The 18,724-nt window shown below is 41.4% G+C and carries 13 protein-coding genes and 1 tRNA gene; 11 read left to right on the top strand and 3 right to left on the bottom strand.

Annotation, left to right across the window (positions count from 1 at the left end):
• Nucleotides 1-8: 8 nt before the first annotated feature.
• Both ABWY16_RS00690 and ABWY16_RS00685 read left to right on the top strand, forming a co-directional pair.
• Complete coding sequence (locus ABWY16_RS00690) at nt 9-3,260, top strand: SusC/RagA family TonB-linked outer membrane protein (RefSeq protein WP_353902727.1); 3,252 nt, start codon at nt 9-11, stop codon at nt 3,258-3,260.
• 23 nt (nt 3,261-3,283) lie between these two features.
• Nucleotides 3,284-4,606 carry a SusD/RagB family nutrient-binding outer membrane lipoprotein gene (locus tag ABWY16_RS00685; protein ID WP_353902726.1) on the top strand — a complete coding sequence of 441 codons (1,323 nt, stop codon included), beginning with the start codon at nt 3,284-3,286 and terminating at the stop codon, nt 4,604-4,606.
• A gap of 102 nt (nt 4,607-4,708) precedes the next feature.
• On the opposite strand, the gene ABWY16_RS00680 is transcribed toward ABWY16_RS00685, so the two are convergent.
• The gene (locus ABWY16_RS00680) at nt 4,709-5,611 is read right to left on the bottom strand and encodes a S66 peptidase family protein (RefSeq protein WP_353902725.1); all 903 of its coding nucleotides are present in this window, start codon (nt 5,609-5,611) and stop codon (nt 4,709-4,711) included.
• 40 nt (nt 5,612-5,651) lie between these two features.
• Between ABWY16_RS00680 and metG the strand changes: the two genes are divergently transcribed.
• The 4 genes from metG (at nt 5,652) to ABWY16_RS00660 (ending at nt 9,421) form a co-directional block, all read left to right on the top strand.
• Nucleotides 5,652-7,760, top strand: a complete 2,109-nt coding sequence (metG, locus tag ABWY16_RS00675; protein ID WP_353902724.1) for a methionine--tRNA ligase — start codon at nt 5,652-5,654, stop codon at nt 7,758-7,760.
• A 6-nt stretch (nt 7,761-7,766) separates the two neighbouring features.
• Nucleotides 7,767-7,838: transfer RNA gene (locus tag ABWY16_RS00670), tRNA-Arg, on the top strand.
• Nucleotides 7,839-8,068: 230 nt separating this feature from the next.
• Entirely contained in the window at nt 8,069-8,995 is a 927-nt protein-coding gene (locus tag ABWY16_RS00665) for a hypothetical protein (RefSeq protein ID WP_353902723.1), read from the top strand.
• Between the two features lie 69 nt (nt 8,996-9,064).
• Nucleotides 9,065-9,421, top strand: coding sequence for a hypothetical protein (locus ABWY16_RS00660; protein ID WP_353902722.1), 357 nt, complete (start codon nt 9,065-9,067; stop codon nt 9,419-9,421).
• A gap of 858 nt (nt 9,422-10,279) precedes the next feature.
• Here the strand turns inward: ABWY16_RS00660 and ABWY16_RS00655 are convergent.
• On the bottom strand, nt 10,280-11,065 hold the full coding sequence (locus ABWY16_RS00655) for a hypothetical protein (RefSeq protein WP_353902721.1): 786 nt from the start codon (nt 11,063-11,065) through the stop codon (nt 10,280-10,282).
• A gap of 486 nt (nt 11,066-11,551) precedes the next feature.
• Nucleotides 11,552-12,589 (bottom strand): helix-turn-helix domain-containing protein, encoded by a 1,038-nt coding sequence (locus ABWY16_RS00650; RefSeq protein WP_353902720.1) that lies wholly within the window; start codon nt 12,587-12,589, stop codon nt 11,552-11,554.
• 103 nt (nt 12,590-12,692) lie between these two features.
• Between ABWY16_RS00650 and ABWY16_RS00645 the strand changes: the two genes are divergently transcribed.
• The 5 genes from ABWY16_RS00645 to ABWY16_RS00625 are packed head-to-tail and all read left to right on the top strand — an operon-like array spanning nt 12,693 to nt 18,669.
• Complete coding sequence (locus ABWY16_RS00645) at nt 12,693-15,089, top strand: TonB-dependent receptor (protein WP_353902719.1); 2,397 nt, start codon at nt 12,693-12,695, stop codon at nt 15,087-15,089.
• Nucleotides 15,090-15,098: 9 nt separating this feature from the next.
• On the top strand, nt 15,099-16,328 hold the full coding sequence (locus ABWY16_RS00640) for a DUF4374 domain-containing protein (protein WP_353902718.1): 1,230 nt from the start codon (nt 15,099-15,101) through the stop codon (nt 16,326-16,328).
• 56 nt (nt 16,329-16,384) lie between these two features.
• Nucleotides 16,385-16,729, top strand: a complete 345-nt coding sequence (locus tag ABWY16_RS00635) for a hypothetical protein (RefSeq protein WP_353902717.1) — start codon at nt 16,385-16,387, stop codon at nt 16,727-16,729.
• Complete coding sequence (locus ABWY16_RS00630) at nt 16,719-17,000, top strand: hypothetical protein (RefSeq protein ID WP_353902716.1); 282 nt, start codon at nt 16,719-16,721, stop codon at nt 16,998-17,000. The genes ABWY16_RS00635 and ABWY16_RS00630 overlap by 11 nt, the downstream gene beginning before the upstream one ends.
• A 7-nt stretch (nt 17,001-17,007) precedes the next feature.
• On the top strand, nt 17,008-18,669 hold the full coding sequence (locus ABWY16_RS00625; protein WP_353902715.1) for a PepSY-associated TM helix domain-containing protein: 1,662 nt from the start codon (nt 17,008-17,010) through the stop codon (nt 18,667-18,669).
• Nucleotides 18,670-18,724: the final 55 nt, after the last annotated feature.

The following is an 18,724-nucleotide window of genomic DNA, read 5'->3' as shown; positions in this document are numbered from 1 at the left end:
AATTTTAAATGAAAAGAAATCTACTATTAATTTTATTTTGGGTATGTATTGCGGTAGGCGCAATGGGTCAGACCAGAACAATTTCTGGTACGGTAAAAGCAAGGTCTGACGGACAGCCAATCCCGGGAGTTTCAGTAAAAGCCGCTGGCAGCTCAGGCGCTACCGCTACAAACGGCACAGGAACTTTTACTATTACTATAAACGATGATACAAAAAGTTTAGTATTTACTTCGATCGGATATACTACTCAGACCGTTTCAATTGCAGGATTAAACGTTGTGAATGTACTTCTTGCAGATGACTCACGACAACTTGGTGAAGTGGTGGTAACAGCTTTGGGCATCAAACGTGAAACCAAAGCCCTGGGATATTCTGCCCAGGGGGTACAGGGAGGCGATCTAACCAAGGCCGATCAGGGAGACGTACTGAAATCATTATCTGGCCGTATTGCCGGTGTACAGGTAACATCTTCGTCAGGAACGCCCGGAGCAGCAAGTTATATCCAGTTAAGGGGTGCAAACTCATTGACGGGAAACAACCAGCCGCTTTTTGTAATAGATGGCAATCCCATCAATAATTCACAGAATTCCTCCGGAGACCCTGCATTAGGAGGTGATAACCTGCTGGCCGGTGCTACTAATTCTAACCGTGGATCTGACATAGACCCTAACAATATTGAAAGCATCACAGTTCTGAAAGGCCCCGCTGCTGCGGCCATCTATGGTATAGAGGCGGCAAACGGAGCGATCGTGATCACTACCAAAAGAGGCAAGGCAGGACTCACCCAGGTAGAATTCAATACAGGAATATCTTTGGATGTTGTTAACCGTATGCCTAAGCTGCAAAACCAGTGGGTAAAAGGTAGCAGCGGTGTTCTTGATCCATTTGAGTCAAGCCAAAGATTATCATGGGGACCAAATGTTAAAGATCTGTCCTGGACGGGTGTACCCAATGAATATGATTCACATGGAGATATAGTGCTTAACTCAGATCCAAAGGCAAAAATTCCTTTCGTACCTTATGATAACCTGAATAACTTTTTCAGAACAGGTTCAACGCTCACGAACTCGGTAGCACTGAGCGGAGGTAACGACAAAGCAACTTACAGAACCTCCATCAGCAACAACTATTCTAATTCAATTGTACCGCTCCAGCATTTTCAGCGTACTTCAGTTGCTTTTTCGGGCGACCTGAAGGTTTCAGAAAAGCTAAAGATCGGAAGTAATGTAAACTACATTACCAGCGATGGCAACATGCCCCAGCAGGGGAGCAATTTATCTGGTATCATGCTGGGATTAACCAGAACACCGATATCATTTGATAACTCTAACGGAGCCAAATCTGCGGATGATCCGTCAGCATTCCTCTTGTCTAATGGAGATGTGCGTAATTACAGAAACGGACCTACTTATGATAATCCTTACTGGACGATCAATAAAAATCCCTACACCACTTATTTAAGTCGCTTGCTGGCAAATCTGCAGGTGGATTATGACTTTGGTAAGGGCTTTAGTGCACTGTACAGGGCTGGTTTGGATACTTACCAGGATAACCATCACCAGTACTATGAAATCCAGTCCGGAAATGCTCCGGCCGGTCAGATTTATGACGACCGCTATACTTACAGAAGCATAAACAATGACCTGATTCTGAGTTATGCAAAACAACTTACAGAAAAACTGCGGTTTGATGCTAAAGTAGGTGGTAACGTATACAGCAGAAAGATGAACCAGCTCTATGTTCAGGGTGACGGGCTTGCTTCGCCAGGCTATGACAATATCTACAATGCCCTGAATATAAAATCGGCTAACCTGATTGTGCCCTACAGAAAAGAAGGCTTGTATTATGACCTGAACTTTTCTTACGACAATATCCTATACTTTGAAACTACCGGCAGGAACGACTGGACATCCACCTTGCCAAAGGGAAGGAACTCCTTCTTTTACCCTTCTGCCAATGTAAGTTTTGTTCTTTCTGAACTTGAAGGCCTGAAAGGAAGTAATGTACTGAGTTTTGCCAAGATCAGGGCTTCAGTAGCCCAGGTGGGTAAAGATCCATCGGCATTCCTGACCAGTTCAGCTTATATACCTACTACTTTCAGGGATGGTTATACAGATGGTATCTCGTTTCCAAGTAATGGTATTCCAAGTTATTCAAGAAACGATGTGTTAGGTAATCCTGAACTGAAACCAGAGAAAACTACAGCCTATGAGCTGGGAACACAATTACAGTTCTTTAAAAACCGCCTGGGTTTTGATATTACCGGATATTACAGCAAGGGGAAAGACCTTATCGTTCGGTCGCCAATAGCCGGATCTACCGGATACCAGTATATCACCCTCAATTCAGGTTCAATCCGCAACAAAGGGCTTGAAGTACAGATCACAGGAACGCCGGTTAAAACCAATGATTTTGAATGGACAACCTTCCTGAACTACAGTATGACCAGAAGCAAAGTTCTGAAACTGGCAGATGGCGTACAGCAGATTACTTTAAATGGATTTACAGGCGTTGTGGCTGCCCAGTTGCCGGGTAAACAAGCCGGTGCACTATATGGAACAGGTTATACCAGGGATGACCAGGGCAATATCGTAATCGATGACCGTAAAGATGCCAATGGAGGATACCCCGTTGTCGCCACTGGAGAGCAGCAAATAGGAAATCCTAATCCTAAGTTTTTAATGGGTCTGGGAAATACACTTACCTATAAAGGATTGTCACTCTATACTTTGTTGGACTGGAAGTTTAAAGGCGATATCTGGAACGGAACAAGAGGATCGCTGACGGCAATTGGTACGTCAGACCTCACCAGCAACAGGGGAAGTCAGACCGTATTCAAAGGAGTATCAGGACACTTAAATTCCAATGGTGACCTGGTGCATTACGATGGCTCAGGTGCGGAAGTACCTGGTGCCGGTGCAGCTAATACGAAAAGTGTTGCCCTTGATGAGGCCTGGTACACGGGTAATGGCGGTGGTTTTGGTAGCCTGAGCGAATCCTTTGTAGAAGACGGCTCTTACATCAAACTCAGAGAAGTTTCCCTGTCCTACGACTTCAAAAAGGTGTTTGCAAAGTTCACAAAACCCTTTATCAAAAGCATGACAGCAGGAGTTTACGCACGCAATATTATCATATGGACACCTTATCACGGTATCGATCCTGAAACGAGCTTAACAGGCTCATCAAGTGCACAGGGACTGGATTATTTCAATAACCCGGGTACCTCAAGTTATGGTTTGAATCTGAAATTTAAGTTTTAACCTCTTTTAAAAACGACATGAAATTGATAACGATAAATAGAATTAAGAAAAGTCATTTGCTGGTGTTTGCATTGATAGCTATGGCTGTCTCATCCTGTAAAAAAGGTTTTTTGAACGAAGATCTGAATAAAGATCCTGCACAACTGCAAAACCCTGTCCCATCGGGTTTACTGCCAGGAATCATTCAGAGTACCGGTTACCTGATGGGTGGCGATGCATCCAGGTTCCCGGCTATATTTATGCAGCAGGCAACAGGAGTAGGAAATCAATCTATAGTGGCTAACAATTATGGGGTTTCTGCGGGAGATGTTGATAATATGTGGTCCTCAGGATTCTACAGCATTATGGCTAATACCGATGCGATGATAAAACTGGCAAAACAGCAGAACCAACCATTTTACACGGCAGTTGGACAAATTATGCTTGCCTATAACATGGGCGTCACCACAGACATGTGGGGCGACGTTCCTTATTCTGAAGCCTTCGCAGGAAAAGCCAATATGCAGCCTAAATACGATAGCCAGCAGAGTATTTATACTGCTCTTGACCAAATACTTTCTGAGGCAATCACTAATCTGGGTACCCAGCAGTCTGAGTCCCGTAAAGATGATCTGATGTTCAATGGCAACGTAGCCTTGTGGTCAAGATTTGCACATTCACTAAAAGCCAGGTTCTACCTGCACCTTTCCAAAAAAGATCCTTCAAACTTTGTAAAGGCTCTGACCGAAGTGCCACTGGGATTTCAGCCGGGTGAAAGCGGGGCAGTAACCTTTTCCGGCACAGGTGTCCCTACGCAAAATCCATGGTTCCAGTTTAATCAGCAGCGTAAGGATATCGCTTTTACAGGGACGATTTTCGATTTCCTGAAAAATGCGAACGACCCAAGGCTGGCAGTTTATCAGGACGGGCAAGCTCTGGGCGCACTTTATGGAAGCGCAAATTCTCCGGTTTATCTGATGAGTTACGATGAGCTGAAGTTTATTGAAGCCGAAGCTGATTTTCAGGGTGATAAATCTGCAGCTGCAACAGCTTATAATGCTGCGGTAGCGGCCAATCTAACCAGAACTGTAAAGAGTGCTGCTTACGCAGGAACAGTTGCGAAGACTGCAGCGGACATTACACTGAAAGACATCATTACCCAGAAATACTTTGCATTATTCCTGAATCCTGAAGTTTGGACGGATTACAGGAGAACGGGGTTTCCCGCGCTGACAGCGCCGGCAGCAAGTTCTCTGGGGGGAGCCCTGCCACGTAGTTTCCTCTACCCTATAAGTGAACAAAGGTACAACCCGAATGCGCCCAAAAATACGAGTCTTTTAAGGCGTGTAGGATGGGATGTTCAGTAAGAGCCTGCACGAATAACAGGCGCTGAATATAAAAAGCAGAAGCCCCCGGAAGTTTTTGACTTGTGGGGGCTTCTGCTTTTTAAAGGCACCCTTCTAACTTTATTAATGTTGCTGCCGAAAGCTTACTAAGTGATGTTCAACTTTTAATATGGTGTTTTTTCCCAATACCATAGCCCTGTTGTCCTCAATGTGACCTACCGGGAAATTAAAACAAACCGGATAGCTGTAGTCGCTCACGATTTCTGCGATCACTTCTTCCGCACCCTGTCCAAAGGGAATATCTTCCAGTTCAATATGGTTAAAGGCACCAATAATAAGTCCTTTAAGTTCCGCAAGTTTCCCCCCGCGTTTCAGCATGCGCAGCATTCTGTCAATAGCATATTCATATTCGCCCACATCTTCAAGGAAGAGGATCTTGTCTTTAAAGTCCATTGCCGAAGAAGAACCTTCCAGGGCAACGAGTAAACTCAGATTTCCGCCGATAAGAATACCTTCTGCTTCCCCGGGTCGATTCGGGTATTCGCTTTCGTAACTGTAGCTGAGATCTTCTCCAAAAAGCGCTTTTCTCAGTGATTCTATGGATTCCGGAGTAGCATCATGAAATGTTCCCGGCATCTGCCCATGGATACTTTGGGTTTGTTCCATTGCAATGAGATGTGAAAGCAGAACAGTGATATCACTAAAACCGACCACCCATTTAGGATATACGTTAAAAACAGAAAAGCTTAGGGCATCAATAATCCGGATGGTACCGTATCCACCTCTTGCTGCAATGATGGCTTTGATCTCTTTATCATCCAGGTAACATTGTAGATCTTCGGCCCTCAGGGCATCGTTACCTGCAAACTGATGATGTTCAGCATAGACACTTTTACCGATCACAACTTCCAGCCCCCAGCCTTCTAATAACGCGATTGCATCACCTATAGGTTGCTTTAATTTTTTGGCTGGAGAAACAATAGCTACTTTGTCTCCCTTTTTTAGGTAGGGCGGCTGTTTAATCATTGGTAAAACACTTATCTTTGACAAATTAATAAAAATAGTTTTGGATAACAGTAAAATAAAAAGATATACCGTTACGGCGGCATTGCCTTATACAAATGGCCCTGTGCACATCGGGCATTTAGCTGGTGTTTATTTACCTGCAGATACCTATGTGCGTTATCTCCGTTCAAATAAAAGAGATGTTAAATTTATATGTGGCTCTGATGAAAACGGAGTTCCTATCACGCTAAAAGCTAAAAAGGAAGGCGTTACCCCACAAGTTGTTGTAGATAAATACCATAAGATTATTGGCGATTCATTCAAGGAATTCGGAGTATCATTTGATATTTATCACCGGACTTCATCGGCAACACATCACGAAACAGCATCAGACTTCTTTAAAACTCTTTATGATAAAGGCGTTTTTACAGAAGAGATAACCGAGCAATATTACGACGAGAAAGCGCAGTCTTTTCTTGCCGACAGATATATTACTGGTACCTGCCCTAAGTGCGGTTTTGAAAACGCTTATGGTGACCAGTGCGAAAACTGCGGCAGCACCTTAAATGCCACCGATCTGATTAATCCGAAGTCTACCCTGTCTGGCGAACCTCCTGTAAGAAGAGAAACCAAAAACTGGTTCCTGCCACTGGAGAAATATGAGGATCAGCTGAGAACATACATCGAGAGCCATAAAGAATGGAAACCAAACGTTTACGGTCAGTGCCAGAGCTGGTTAAATGCAGGTTTGCAGCCAAGAGCGATGACACGCGATCTGGACTGGGGTGTTAAAGTTCCGGTCAAAGATGCCGAAGGTAAAGTATTGTATGTATGGTTCGATGCACCAATAGGTTATATTTCCGCTACCAAGGAACTTTTTGCATATTCAGGACTGGATGTGTGGAACCCTAAAGCTGAAGAATACTACATCAGTCAGAATGTTGCAGAAGATGGCAAATGGGAAGATTACTGGAAAGATAGTACCACTAAACTGGTGCATTTCATCGGGAAAGATAACATTGTATTCCATTGTATCATCTTCCCAGCAATGTTAATGGCGCATGGCGATTATATTCTTGCGGATAACGTTCCTGCAAATGAGTTCCTTAATTTGGAAGGACAGAAAATCTCTACTTCTAAAAACTGGGCTGTATGGCTGAACGAGTATCTCGTAGAATTCAAAGATAAACAGGATGTGCTGCGGTATGTACTGACCGCCACTGCACCTGAGACTAAAGATAACGATTTTACCTGGAAAGATTTCCAGGCAAGAAATAACAATGAACTGGTTGCTGTACTGGGTAATTTCATCAATAGGGTGGTTGTACTAACCCACAAATACTTTGGTGGAAAGGTGCCAGTACTGGGCGAGCTTACTGCACAGGATCAGGAAGTTATTGATGAACTTGGTGCTTACCCTGCCAGGATCAGTGCCTCTATTGAAAACTACAGGTTCAGAGAAGCACTTACTGAAGTGATGAATGTTGCCCGCCTGGGAAATAAATACCTGGCTGAGACCGAACCATGGAAAGTGATCAAAACTGATGAAGACCGTGTACGTACGATCCTGAACATCAGTTTACAGATCGTTGCCAGTCTTGAAGTGCTGATTGAGCCCTTCCTGCCTTTTACCGCCGATAAACTGAAGAACATGCTGAACTTCGGCGGTCATTTGTGGGAAGATGCAGGTAAGATGAACTTGTTGCCTGTTGATCACGTCATCGATGAGCCGGTATTATTATTTGATAAGATCGAAGATACAGAGGTACAGGCTCAGATTGATAAGTTGAACCAGAGCAAAGTTGATAACACACTTGCAAATGCAGTTGTTGCTCCTGTTAAGGAAAATATAGATTTCGATCAGTTTAGTACTATGGATATCCGTGTAGCAACCATCATTGCTGCGGAAAAGGTAGAGAAAACTAAAAAATTACTGAAACTTACACTTGACACCGGTCTTGACCAGCGTACTGTAGTCTCAGGAATTGCAGAGTATTTTACGCCAGATGAAGTGATTGGACAACAGGTAAGTCTGCTTGTGAATCTTGCCCCGAGAGAAATTAAAGGAATTTTATCTCAGGGAATGATTTTAATGTCTGAAAATTCAGATGGAAAACTTACTTTTGTGGCACCTTTACAAATCCATGTGAATGGAAGTGTGATCAGGTAAGGTTTTGGTCCCGTAGTTCAACGGATAGAATAGAAGTTTCCTAAACTTTAGATATGAGTTCGATTCTCGTCGGGACCACAAAAGCTCGGTAGTACTTAAGTACTACCGAGCTTTTTCATTTCGGGCTTTATAACCTTAGCTACACAATTTAATTACTATCATAACTCGTCTAAAATGAATTGTGAATTAATTTTATTTCCCTATTTTTTATTTCTCCCTGAAAATTCGCATATTTGAATAACAGTACACGCCGCGCTACCTATAAGAACAGCGTACCAGGGCGTGTCTTTTGCTTTATAGGTTTTATCATGAGGACAATTGTATTACCAGAAAGAATATCAGACAATTTTGGTGACCCGATACAAAAGGTTTTGAATTTGATTAGTCAAATCACGGCTTTAGATCCAAATCAAAAAATAATACTCAATTACGAGAGTGTCAAATTTACAAATCCCTTTTTTTTGATGTCTCTGACATTAATTGTAGATCAGTTTACCCAAAGGGGGTATGATATTCAAATCTCAAATACTTTCAGAAGTCCTTATTTAAGAGAGTACATGTCACTCATTAAATTTCCAAATGGAATTAACCCTCTTACCTTCAATGGTAATTTCACTGACCTCATGAATTCTTATAATGGCAAAACATATATTCCAATAATAGCATTTCCTGCTGTCGAGAGTGAGGAGATCTCTAAAATCCGAGATGCTTTTTTAAGTGGCATAAATAGATTGTTGATAAGAATATGTAATCTCCCTCATAACATGATTACGCCTATGATGTATCTGGTAGATGAAGCTGTAAACAATGTATTACATCACTCGAAATCGGACAAAGGCTATTTATTTGCACAATATTACAAGTCAAAGGGATATGTTGATATCGTTATTGCAGATGTAGGGCAGACTTTCTTGGATACTTATGCCTCATTTGATAAACTAAAAGCAGAAGTTACCGATGATAAACTAGCTATGGAAGCAGCGGTAGCAGGGAAATCAACAAAGAGCCAGAATGTAGATAGAGGATTTGGGATAAGTTCTTCTAAAGATCTATTAACAAGAGGTTTAAATGGGAAATACTTTATTTTGTCAGGTTCTGTTTTTAATATTCATACATCAGAAATCAATGATATAGTTCAAATGCCCGAAACAATTCATTGGCAAGGAATGTATTTATGTTTGAGGATTCCGGTGATTGCACCAGCAGGATTTAGTGCCTATGATTTTATCCATTAGGGCTAGAGTTGTGTAAAAAATTATTTATATTTATTTATCTTTGCAAATTAAAAAGAAAGGAACACAACTATGATTACGTCAGAAATCAAAGTAGCTGAAATTTTGCCTTCTACATTAGACTCACGTGAAGCTGCGACAAGGTTAGTCAGCGTTATTAAAGAAGAGAGTAAGTGTAATTCAAAAATTGAAATAGATTTCACAGATACTATTTTTATGTCTAGATCTTTTGCAGATCAATTTCATAAAGATTTGCATACAGGCGAAGAAATATTAGATCTCTCGTTCAAGAACGCTTCAAATGATATACTATTAATGCTTACAGCTGTATCTACTACGCAAACCCAAAGAAAAGCAGTTAATAAAAATTATAAGGTACTGAATTTCAGTGATATTAAATCTTTAGAAGAGTTCAGCTTTTCATGGTAACTCATCCCTACTAAGGGTATTTGTTGATACGATCAAAAATATATCCTTGCTATGCAAATAGTGGGGATTTTTATTGCTCTGCCTCTAGTTATTACTGGGCTAAGAGTGTAAAATCCGTTTCACCACCATTTTAAAATCCCCTTTCACGGCCCAGAACTTCAATAACCATTTGCAAATAATCCACAAAATAGTTTGAAATTGGAATCTTCGCGGCCACAAAAGTTCGGTAGTACCCAAAACTACCGAACTTATTAATTTAAATTCTCATGTGAGAATGCTCTTCATCAATTAAGGAAAGATTGGCTTTCCCTAAATTTGACTACAGTTCTGACATGACGCATTCTACAAAAGTCTTCCTTGGCCGTGGCGCCGCGACTGTTTTACAGCAAGAAGCTATCGCATTCTTAATTTCCTGTTCTGTACTGCCTTTTTGTTTTTTGATTTTCTTTACCAGATAGTCTACTTCCCGAGGCTCTTCACATGAAAAATTTATCATCAGCTCAAACACAACAATCAGCTAATAAAATTTAGGGATATTCATAGCTACCACCTGCATAGTTAATGATCTTCCTCTGGTTACCCTAAATAAAAAACATTTTCAAAGAATTGATGGGTTAGAGTTTTTGAAATAGATATCTAACGACCCTATAAAAATGCTTGTATCATAATGAAGGATTGAATGAGGAGTTAAAAAGACCAAAAAGTTTGAAATCCGTATCACCACCATTTCAAAATCCCCCTTGACGCCCCAAAACCTAAATAATCATCTGCAGATCATCCACAAATCTTAAAAAGAGAGAGGCCAGATTCTTATAATCCAGCCTCTGCTGAGTAAAACGTTAAATTTAAGAGGATAATCTAAGGGAATTTTTTCATTTCTTTCCAGACGATTTCATCCCCAGCCTGGTAGTCACCTTCTGTGAGGAAGGTTTTACAGATACATCCTGGATTGAAGCTTTTGCTGTTAATTGGTTTAAACCCTTTTCCTCCTGCTGTTTCGTAAACCAGGAATAAACTGACTATACAAAGGCAGCCGTTTGGAACCGAAAATTTAAACTCATGAGCATCGGTCTTTTCCATGTTCTTGTTGCACACCATGGTCTGCGTGTTTGCATCTGCCTTGTAAAGCCCGTCCCTTAAACGGAACAGCGATACGCTCACATTGACTTTGCACTGAAAACCATTGTAAGGGAATTTCAGTTGCGAAGGGATATAAAGCTGGGGCAGCTGAACCGTAATCTTGTTTTCAGTTAATACTACCACCGGCGGTCTGCCCAACAGTTTGGCCACCGTTGATCTTGCATCAAATTCAAAATGATCTAAACCTGTAAAACTATCTCTGTCAAAATGATACCGCATTGATTTGGTAACTCTGCAACTTCCCAGGATCTGCGCCAGTCGCCCGCTGAGCCTGTTTTTAATACCGGGGTTTGATAACCCCAGCAATTGCTCTTTCAACGTGCCTCTGATTTTTGACCCGAGAGACGATCCCATCCCAAAAGTCTTTGCTGCCCTCTTAGTCTCTACCGTTTGCTTCATTGTCCCCGGTGCAGATTTTAGCTTAATATACTGCACCCCATTGATTACTCTGAATACCAGCGGACCTAGTACGCCTGATATTAAATCTCCATTTTTTCTTGCCATAAGTTCTATGTTTAAATTTTAAACAAATGTACGACAGGGAGTTGAAAAAATTAGCGGTAGAGCCTGGCCCCTTCCTCTTACTTCCTGCATCTTCCGGCCATTACCTGAATTTTCTGCATAAAAGGGTGTTTTTTGACCAGTGGTAAGAACGTGTCCGCAGGGTTTCAACGGGTTTTCCGGCGGGCTTGGTTTGGGTAACTCCACAGAAGCAGCACTTTAATAGAACTTTTACACCGCTAGAAACTCTAGAGTTTTTAGCGGTGTAAGAAAAGAAGTATTGTACAGTTTCTGTGGAGTTACCCAAACCAAGGTACGGCTGAAAGGTAGGCGAAGGTGGGGCGAGATTATCCATCCCTACTATTTTAGGTCAATATTGAGCTAACCTTAGATTGGGCGTAATTGAGGTTAGCTCAATTTTGTCGACGTGTTTAAGGTCAAAAACTAAGCTGACCTTAAAAAATGGATTTTTGAGGCCAGCTTAGTCATTCAAAACTCCATAAAAAACAAACCGTAAAACATCACTTTAGTGATGTCTAATATATTCATCGATTTTTTTGGAGAAAACCCATGAAATCCTTTGAAAGCAGCAGAAAAGTGCGAAACATCTTTGTAACCACATTCATACGCAACATCGCTCACTGTAGCCATTTTCGATTTCAATAATTTTCTCGCATGGTTCATCCTTAATTTGATGATATAACCTCTCACAGTATCCCCAAAACAGGATTTAAAACCTTTCTTCAGCTTAAATTCGTTCAGGGAGATTTTTCGTGATAACTCCATCAGTGAGGGAGGGTGTACAAATCCGGTATCCAGTATAGCTTTAGCCTCATGAAGTTTTTCCAGTTCGGAAGGGTTCAAATCAGCGGTAGCAGCAATCGAACTGCTCGCGTGCATCTCCAGTTGTAACAATAGCAGTTCCCTGATCTTCGTTTCCAGAAATATCCGCTTAAATATACCTTCGCGCTGGCAATTTCTGATTTCCTGAAGGATCCATTGTATACCTGGACTAAAGGGAAGATATTTGGGGAATAAATAGCCGGATTTCGACTGTTCTATGTTTATGGAGAACTCAGGATGCAGATCTATAGCAGTGCTGAAAAGCTGCCTGTAAAACTCTTTAGACATGATAACAACCATGTAACATACCTTTTCAAAGGGTGGCATATCATAGTTGCCACTAAAATTTGAAGCGTACCAAATATTATGTGTATTGATGTGAGTATAACCGGGATTTCCAAGATCTTCAATTTCCACCGTAACATTGTTATTGTGCATAAAGTCCATCACAATGCATTCGCCGTCAATCGTAAAATGATCTGTTTCCCGACTGGTAAACAGCATTTCTGTATCCAGTACCAGCAAGCCTGTGGTGCTCCATTGTTTGCTTTTCGCCATCTCAAGGCACTGACCCTTAACAATTACTGTCTCTTCGTTAATCAGGCTGTAATCATCATACCCATCTTTAATGTTCTGTTTCACCAGGCATTTCCCGTTCACCAATAAGTTCGATTCAATTCTCACAATAATCCGCTTTTACAAAATATTAATCCCTTTTTCAATAATCGAATAAGTGATTAGACCCTACTTTCGCGGTAAATTTATTTATATTCAATCTAATTAAGAAATGCCTATCAAAAAATCTTTACTCCTTCCCATATTTTTACTGCTTACAATTTTCGGTTTTGCTCAGCAAAATCAGACTGTTCTGTTGTCCGGAGAAATCAGGGAAAAATCCGGAGAAGCAGTTATACATGCTTCTGTACGACTGGAAAACAGTGGTTTAACCACCCTTACAGATGAAAAAGGTAAGTATCAGTTCAGGAATGTAAGACCTGGAAAATATACCCTGAGTATTTCAGTGGTTGGTTTCAAAAGTTTTAAAAAACATATAGAAATTAAAGGTGATAAAGACCTGGTTATCCCTTTGACTCTTGAAGAATCGGTCAATGAGCTCAATAATGTCTCGGTAATTGGTCGCACGGAAAATCAAAAAATAAACAAACAGGCCTACAACGTTACTTCACTTGATGCGAAAAAACTGCACAATACCACGCTGGACCTTTCCCATGCACTCGATCGTGTTTCAGGAGTGCGTGTACGCGAATCAGGAGGCGTCGGTTCACGTGCAGATCTTTCACTTAACGGTTTCACCGGTAACCAGGTCAAATTCTTTCTGGATGGCGTACCAATGGATAACTTCGGATCTTCTTTTCAGATCAACAATATCCCGGTTAACCTTGCAGAGCGTGTTGAAGTATACAAAGGGGTAGTGCCTATCTGGCTGGGTGGTGATGCTCTGGGTGGTGCTGTAAACATAGTAACTAACAACAGCCCACGTACTTATGTAGATGCTTCCTATTCCTTTGGCTCCTTTAATACCCACCGCAGTACACTCAATGCAGGATACGTTGGTAAAGATGGGTTTACCGTTCAGCTGAATGCTTTTCAGAACTATTCCGATAATAATTACTGGGTAAACGTAGAAACAGCCGACCTGGTTTCCGGAAAATACTATCCTGAAGCACGGTTGAGAAGATTTCATGACCATTATCGCAACGAAACGGTGATTTTAAACGTAGGGGTAACAGGTAAAAAGTGGGCAGATAAATTATTATTTGGCTTTACCGGTGGAGAAAATGCGGCTGATATCCAGACTGGTGCCCGTATGGTGAGTGTTTTTGGTGAGATGCGCCGAAAGGGCAATATCATGATGCCAACACTGAAATACCAGAAGAATGACCTGTTCTTCAAGGGACTGAACGTGAGTGTTACAGGGAACTTTAACCTTGGTGAGGAACAAAATATCGATACTGCAAGCCGAATTTATAACTGGCTTGGACAATACAGACAGCTTACCGGTCCCCGCGGAGAGCGCAGCCGCTCCCTTCGCAAGTTCAAAAACAACAACGGTCTGGGTACAGCTAACGTAAGTTATGCCTTAAATGAAAACCATTCGTTCCTTTTAAATAATACCTACAATACCTTTGATCGTAAGGAATCGGATGAATTACAACCCAATTCAGAAACATACCGCCAGCCTAAGAAAACACAAAAGAACATTTTGGGTCTGGGATATAAGTTTGATTACGGACAGAAATGGAGCACTTCCCTTTTTGTTAAACAGTATGATCTCAAAACCACCTATGGCAGAAGTTATAATCCAACAGGGATATATGGGGATATTGCCTATGAAAATTACGTAGACAAAAGATCTAAAACTGGTTACGGCGCTGCCAGCAGCTATTTCCTGATGACTAACTTACAGGTAAAGGCTTCATACGAAAAAAGCTACAGGCTGCCTTCTCCGGAAGAGATCTTCGGTAATGTAAATGATAACCTGCAAGGTAATACCGCCCTCAGACCAGAGAGCAGTGACAATATCAATTTAGGGTTCAGCTATCAGACCAACTTCAGCAAAATCCATGCGCTAACCTTTGATGTAAATCTGCTTTACAGAAACGCAGTTGACTTCATCAGACCAGAGCTGAATCTAAATCAGACCATGACAACCAATACCAACCAGGGTAGTGTGCGTAACAAGGGTGTTGATGCTGAAATCAGGTATTCCTATAAGCGTCGTTTCACTGCCGGAGTAAATGTCACTTATCAGAATCTGCGTAACTATACTATGTATGAGCCCAACCAGAATTATGTATCCTACTACTACAAAGACAGAATTCCTAACATGCCATATTTCTTTGGAAATGCAGACGCTTCCTATTTCTTTACCGATGTGGTAAAAAAAGGGAATAACCTGTCATTAGGCTACAATCTGCTATTTGTAGATACCTATTACCTTTCCTGGCCAAGCATGGGAACTTCAAGCGGTAAGCTCACTATTCCGAGACAGTTTAACCACGAAGCCAATGCTACATACACTATGGCTGATGGTAAATACAACATAGCATTTGAATGTAAAAACCTCCTGGATAACAGGCTATATGACAATTTTTCGTTGCAAAAGCCAAGCAGGGGTTTCTATGTCAAAGTCCGTTACTTCTTTAATAAATCAAATAAATAATCCAATATCATGAATCTACATTACAAAAAAACATTTATAGCGGCAATATTCGCTCTGGCACTGGGATCGTGCAGCAAAAGTTCCGACACACCGGATGGCGAAGCAAGTACAGACACCCGCAGTACCAAATATATCATCACCGCTACCACTGGTGCTGCCGGCATTGCTGATTATCTGCTGACTACTGATAACCTGACTACCGGAAGTATTACTACACTCGGTAACGGACTGGAGCAGGATGGTTCATACCGTTATTACTTAACCAACCAGAATAAGTTCTTCAGTCTGTTATACGGACAGGGCAATCCCGGTGCAGTAACTACCTATGCACTAAATACCTCAGGTACTTTGGTTAAAACGTCAAACTTCCAGGCAGAGACCGTACAGGTATTTGCACCGGTAAATACAGACATCGTAACTGTTAAAGTTCCAAGAAGCGGGGCTTCAATTGCTTCTATGTACCGTATCGATGCTACACAATCTATCATTGTTGGCGAAGCCACACAAGACACCAAACAATTGACTACCAATGGCGAACGTGCACATTACACCTGGGCAGCACAGGTTGGTACAAAAGTTTTCATGCCTTATATGAGTATCAAAGGCGATGGTGTAGATAATTTCGGTACGCTTTATCCGGACAGTTCATGGGTTGCTGTTTACAGCTATCCGGCACTTAAACTGGAAAGAATCATCAGAGACGGACGCACAAGTTACCTTGGTGCATATTTTACACCTGGACTGTTCCAGGATGAAAAAGGTGATGCCTATGGTTTCTCTGGTGCAATAGCAACCAGTAACACCGTACTTACATCTACTAAACCTTCTGCAATCGTAAGGATCAATAAAGATGCTACAGTATTTGATCAGTCTTACTTCTTCAATGTAGAGCAGAAATCAGGTGGATACAAAATTTCATCAAGTGCTTATATAGGAAATGGAAAAGCGCTGGTACAGATGTATGGCACTATTGGAAAAGCAAGTGGTGCTCCAAGACTGGCCATTGCCGACGTTTACAATCAAACATTTACATGGGTTACAGGTTTGCCTGCAATCATAACTTCTACTACAACCAACAGATACAATGTAACCACAGATGATCTTTCTGCTATTTACCTGGGTATCAATTCTCCGGATGGAAACTGGATTTATACCATAAATGGTACTTCAGCCGTAGCTACCCGTGGAATTAAAGTTGAAGGTGGCAGCATTACTGCAGTTCAAAAACTAAAATACTAATTATCTACTCTCCGGGCCATAAACTTCATTGGGGTTTATGGCCCTTTATCTTATTTATGTATAGCACTGTTACTTTACTTGTGTTTTTTGCTTTCCTGTTGCTGTTCAATCTTTCAAAAAAAACTGACTGGAACAATAAACCCCGCTGGGCAAAGAAAATTGAAAACAATAAGTCACTGTCCCGGGGATTGAGTTTTGCCATCATGTGTTTTTCCGTACTGGCGCTCATTCTTGCTGCGGGTACAGGTGCAGGAATCTTTAATTTTCTGCTCATCCTGATGACCGTGGGAAGCCTGGTTGTACTCATCACACCTTTCCGCTATCTGGCGGCCAAACATGTTGTCGGGCTCTATGTCCTTTGCCTGATTTTCGAACTCCTGATATTCACTTATGCCAGCTAACAAAAAATACCTTACCAAATCCCCTTTTGAGCGCTTTCTTAAAATCACTGCGGGTTTCATAGGAGGTTACTGTGTAATGATTTCCTTCCACCATTTATTCGGATACTTTTTCGCAGCCAGATATGTGGTAATCACTGCTGAAATTACCGGTTACTTACTCTGGGCAACACTCCTGCTGGTAGCCTTCCTTGTAGATAAAGCATGGAAAGTCTGGTTAATCTATATCCTGTTAACTGTCCTCTTCTCCTCTCCAATCATATTAAACCTATAACCATCTGATGAATCTCAGGAGATATAATATCTATTTTCATACACATACCATAAGTGGTATTTTTATCTGTGCCATTCTCTTCGTAATCTTCTTTGCAGGTTCTTATTCCTTCTTTAAGAAAGATATCACTGCCTGGCAGTCCGGCACTACTTCCAAAGGCAAAGAAAATGTAAAGGTGAACTATCGTAAGCTGATAGATTCCCTTGATCAAAAATATAACATGCAGGGGAGAGACCTGTCTATTTATTTTCAGGAGCAGAGCCTAAATACTTATGTGGATATGTCTGTCACCAAAGACAGCACCCTTGCACCAAAGAAAAAAAAGCATCAGCTAAAGAATAAGGAAAGAGGTGGTGGTCGCGGTCGCCGCAGAGAAGGGGATGCGCAGTATTTCAAGTACAATGTAATCAAAGGTGCTGATACCTCCTCCTACGATAAATCGTACGATATGGGTGAATTCCTATACCGTCTGCATTTTCTTGCACAATTAAATGCCGTACCTATACATTTAGGTGCGCCATTTGGTTATCTCCTGGCAGGCCTGGTAGCATTCGTATTCCTTTTTGCCCTGATTACCGGTCTCCTGTTACACTGGGACAAAATAGTCTCCAATTTCTTTGTGTTCAGGCCCTGGTCTAAAGCTAAAACTGTGTGGACAGATTCCCATACTGCGCTGGGAATAATAGGATTTCCCTATCAGTTCATTTATGCACTCACGGGAATTATACTGATCTTCAATACGGCTATCATCGCGCCTTTTAACTATCTCTATTATAAGGGAAAACCTGGGGCAATTTATAAAGACCTTGACTATACAGACTCCAGGGAATATAATTATGGATACAGTAAAATAAATAAGAAGGTAGATATCACTGCCTATGTAGAACATACCCGGAACTTATGGCATAACGGTTTTATCCAGCGTGTAATGATCAAAAACTACGGAGATACTGCAATGCACATCGTGGTAGAAGGTAGTGCAAATAAAAAGGATAACTTCTCAGGAACCGGAAGGATTATCTATAATATACAGCATAACAAGGTAGTTTATCATAAGTCACCACTAACTGATGTTACCTATATCGATCGTATCAGAAGTTTAATCTACAGACTCCATTTTGGCAATTATGGCGGATACGGTTTAAAGATTTTGTATTTTATTCTCGGTATGATGGGCTGTGTAGTTATCATTTCCGGTATCCTGATCTGGTTAGTGGGCAGAGAAAAGAATACGATTCCTGTACATAAACGCAAGTTCAACTTTTGGCTGGCAAATATCTTCATTGCCGGGTGTATGACTATGTTTCCTGTTACATCTCTTACCTTTATTGCCGTGAAGATCCATGGAGCAACCACCAGAGAGTTTACTTTTCATTTTTACTTTTATGGCTGGTTGCTGCTCAGTATCTTTTATATCATCCGTAAAAACCTAAGGACCACAACCCGGGAAACGATATTGCTGGGCAGTGTCCTCAGCCTGTTGATACCTGTTGCGAATGGGATATGTTCCGGTAACTGGATATGGAAAACCTATGCTTCAGGAGCTACAGACATTTTGATTTTTGATCTCTTCAGTATCACTATAGCCGCCGTAGGCTTATATAGTTTTTACAAAATACAGCAAAGGGATAAGCAGAAAATCGCCCTTCATGCTCTCAAAACCCGATAACCATCTGCATATCCTCCAAAAATATTTGGACGGGAACATTCGCGGCCACAAAAGC

The sequence above is a fragment of the Pedobacter sp. genome, assembly GCF_040513095.1.
Lineage (GTDB): Bacteria > Bacteroidota > Bacteroidia > Sphingobacteriales > Sphingobacteriaceae > Pedobacter.
This window is presented reverse-complemented; position numbering and strand designations above follow the sequence as displayed.

Bases quoted from the DNA above. Each gene is read 5' to 3' on its own strand.
- ABWY16_RS00635 (WP_353902717.1), top strand. From the start codon at position 16,385: ATGTATAGCACTGTTACTTTACTTGTGTTTTTTGCTTTCCTGTTGCTG.
- ABWY16_RS00690 (WP_353902727.1), top strand. From the start codon at position 9: ATGAAAAGAAATCTACTATTAATTTTATTTTGGGTATGTATTGCGGTA.
- ABWY16_RS00625 (WP_353902715.1), top strand. From the start codon at position 17,008: ATGAATCTCAGGAGATATAATATCTATTTTCATACACATACCATAAGT.
- ABWY16_RS00680 (WP_353902725.1), bottom strand. From the start codon at position 5,611: ATGATTAAACAGCCGCCCTACCTAAAAAAGGGAGACAAAGTAGCTATT.
- ABWY16_RS00630 (WP_353902716.1), top strand. From the start codon at position 16,719: ATGCCAGCTAACAAAAAATACCTTACCAAATCCCCTTTTGAGCGCTTT.
- ABWY16_RS00655 (WP_353902721.1), bottom strand. From the start codon at position 11,065: ATGGCAAGAAAAAATGGAGATTTAATATCAGGCGTACTAGGTCCGCTG.
- ABWY16_RS00665 (WP_353902723.1), top strand. From the start codon at position 8,069: ATGAGGACAATTGTATTACCAGAAAGAATATCAGACAATTTTGGTGAC.
- ABWY16_RS00640 (WP_353902718.1), top strand. From the start codon at position 15,099: ATGAATCTACATTACAAAAAAACATTTATAGCGGCAATATTCGCTCTG.
- ABWY16_RS00645 (WP_353902719.1), top strand. From the start codon at position 12,693: ATGCCTATCAAAAAATCTTTACTCCTTCCCATATTTTTACTGCTTACA.
- ABWY16_RS00660 (WP_353902722.1), top strand. From the start codon at position 9,065: ATGATTACGTCAGAAATCAAAGTAGCTGAAATTTTGCCTTCTACATTA.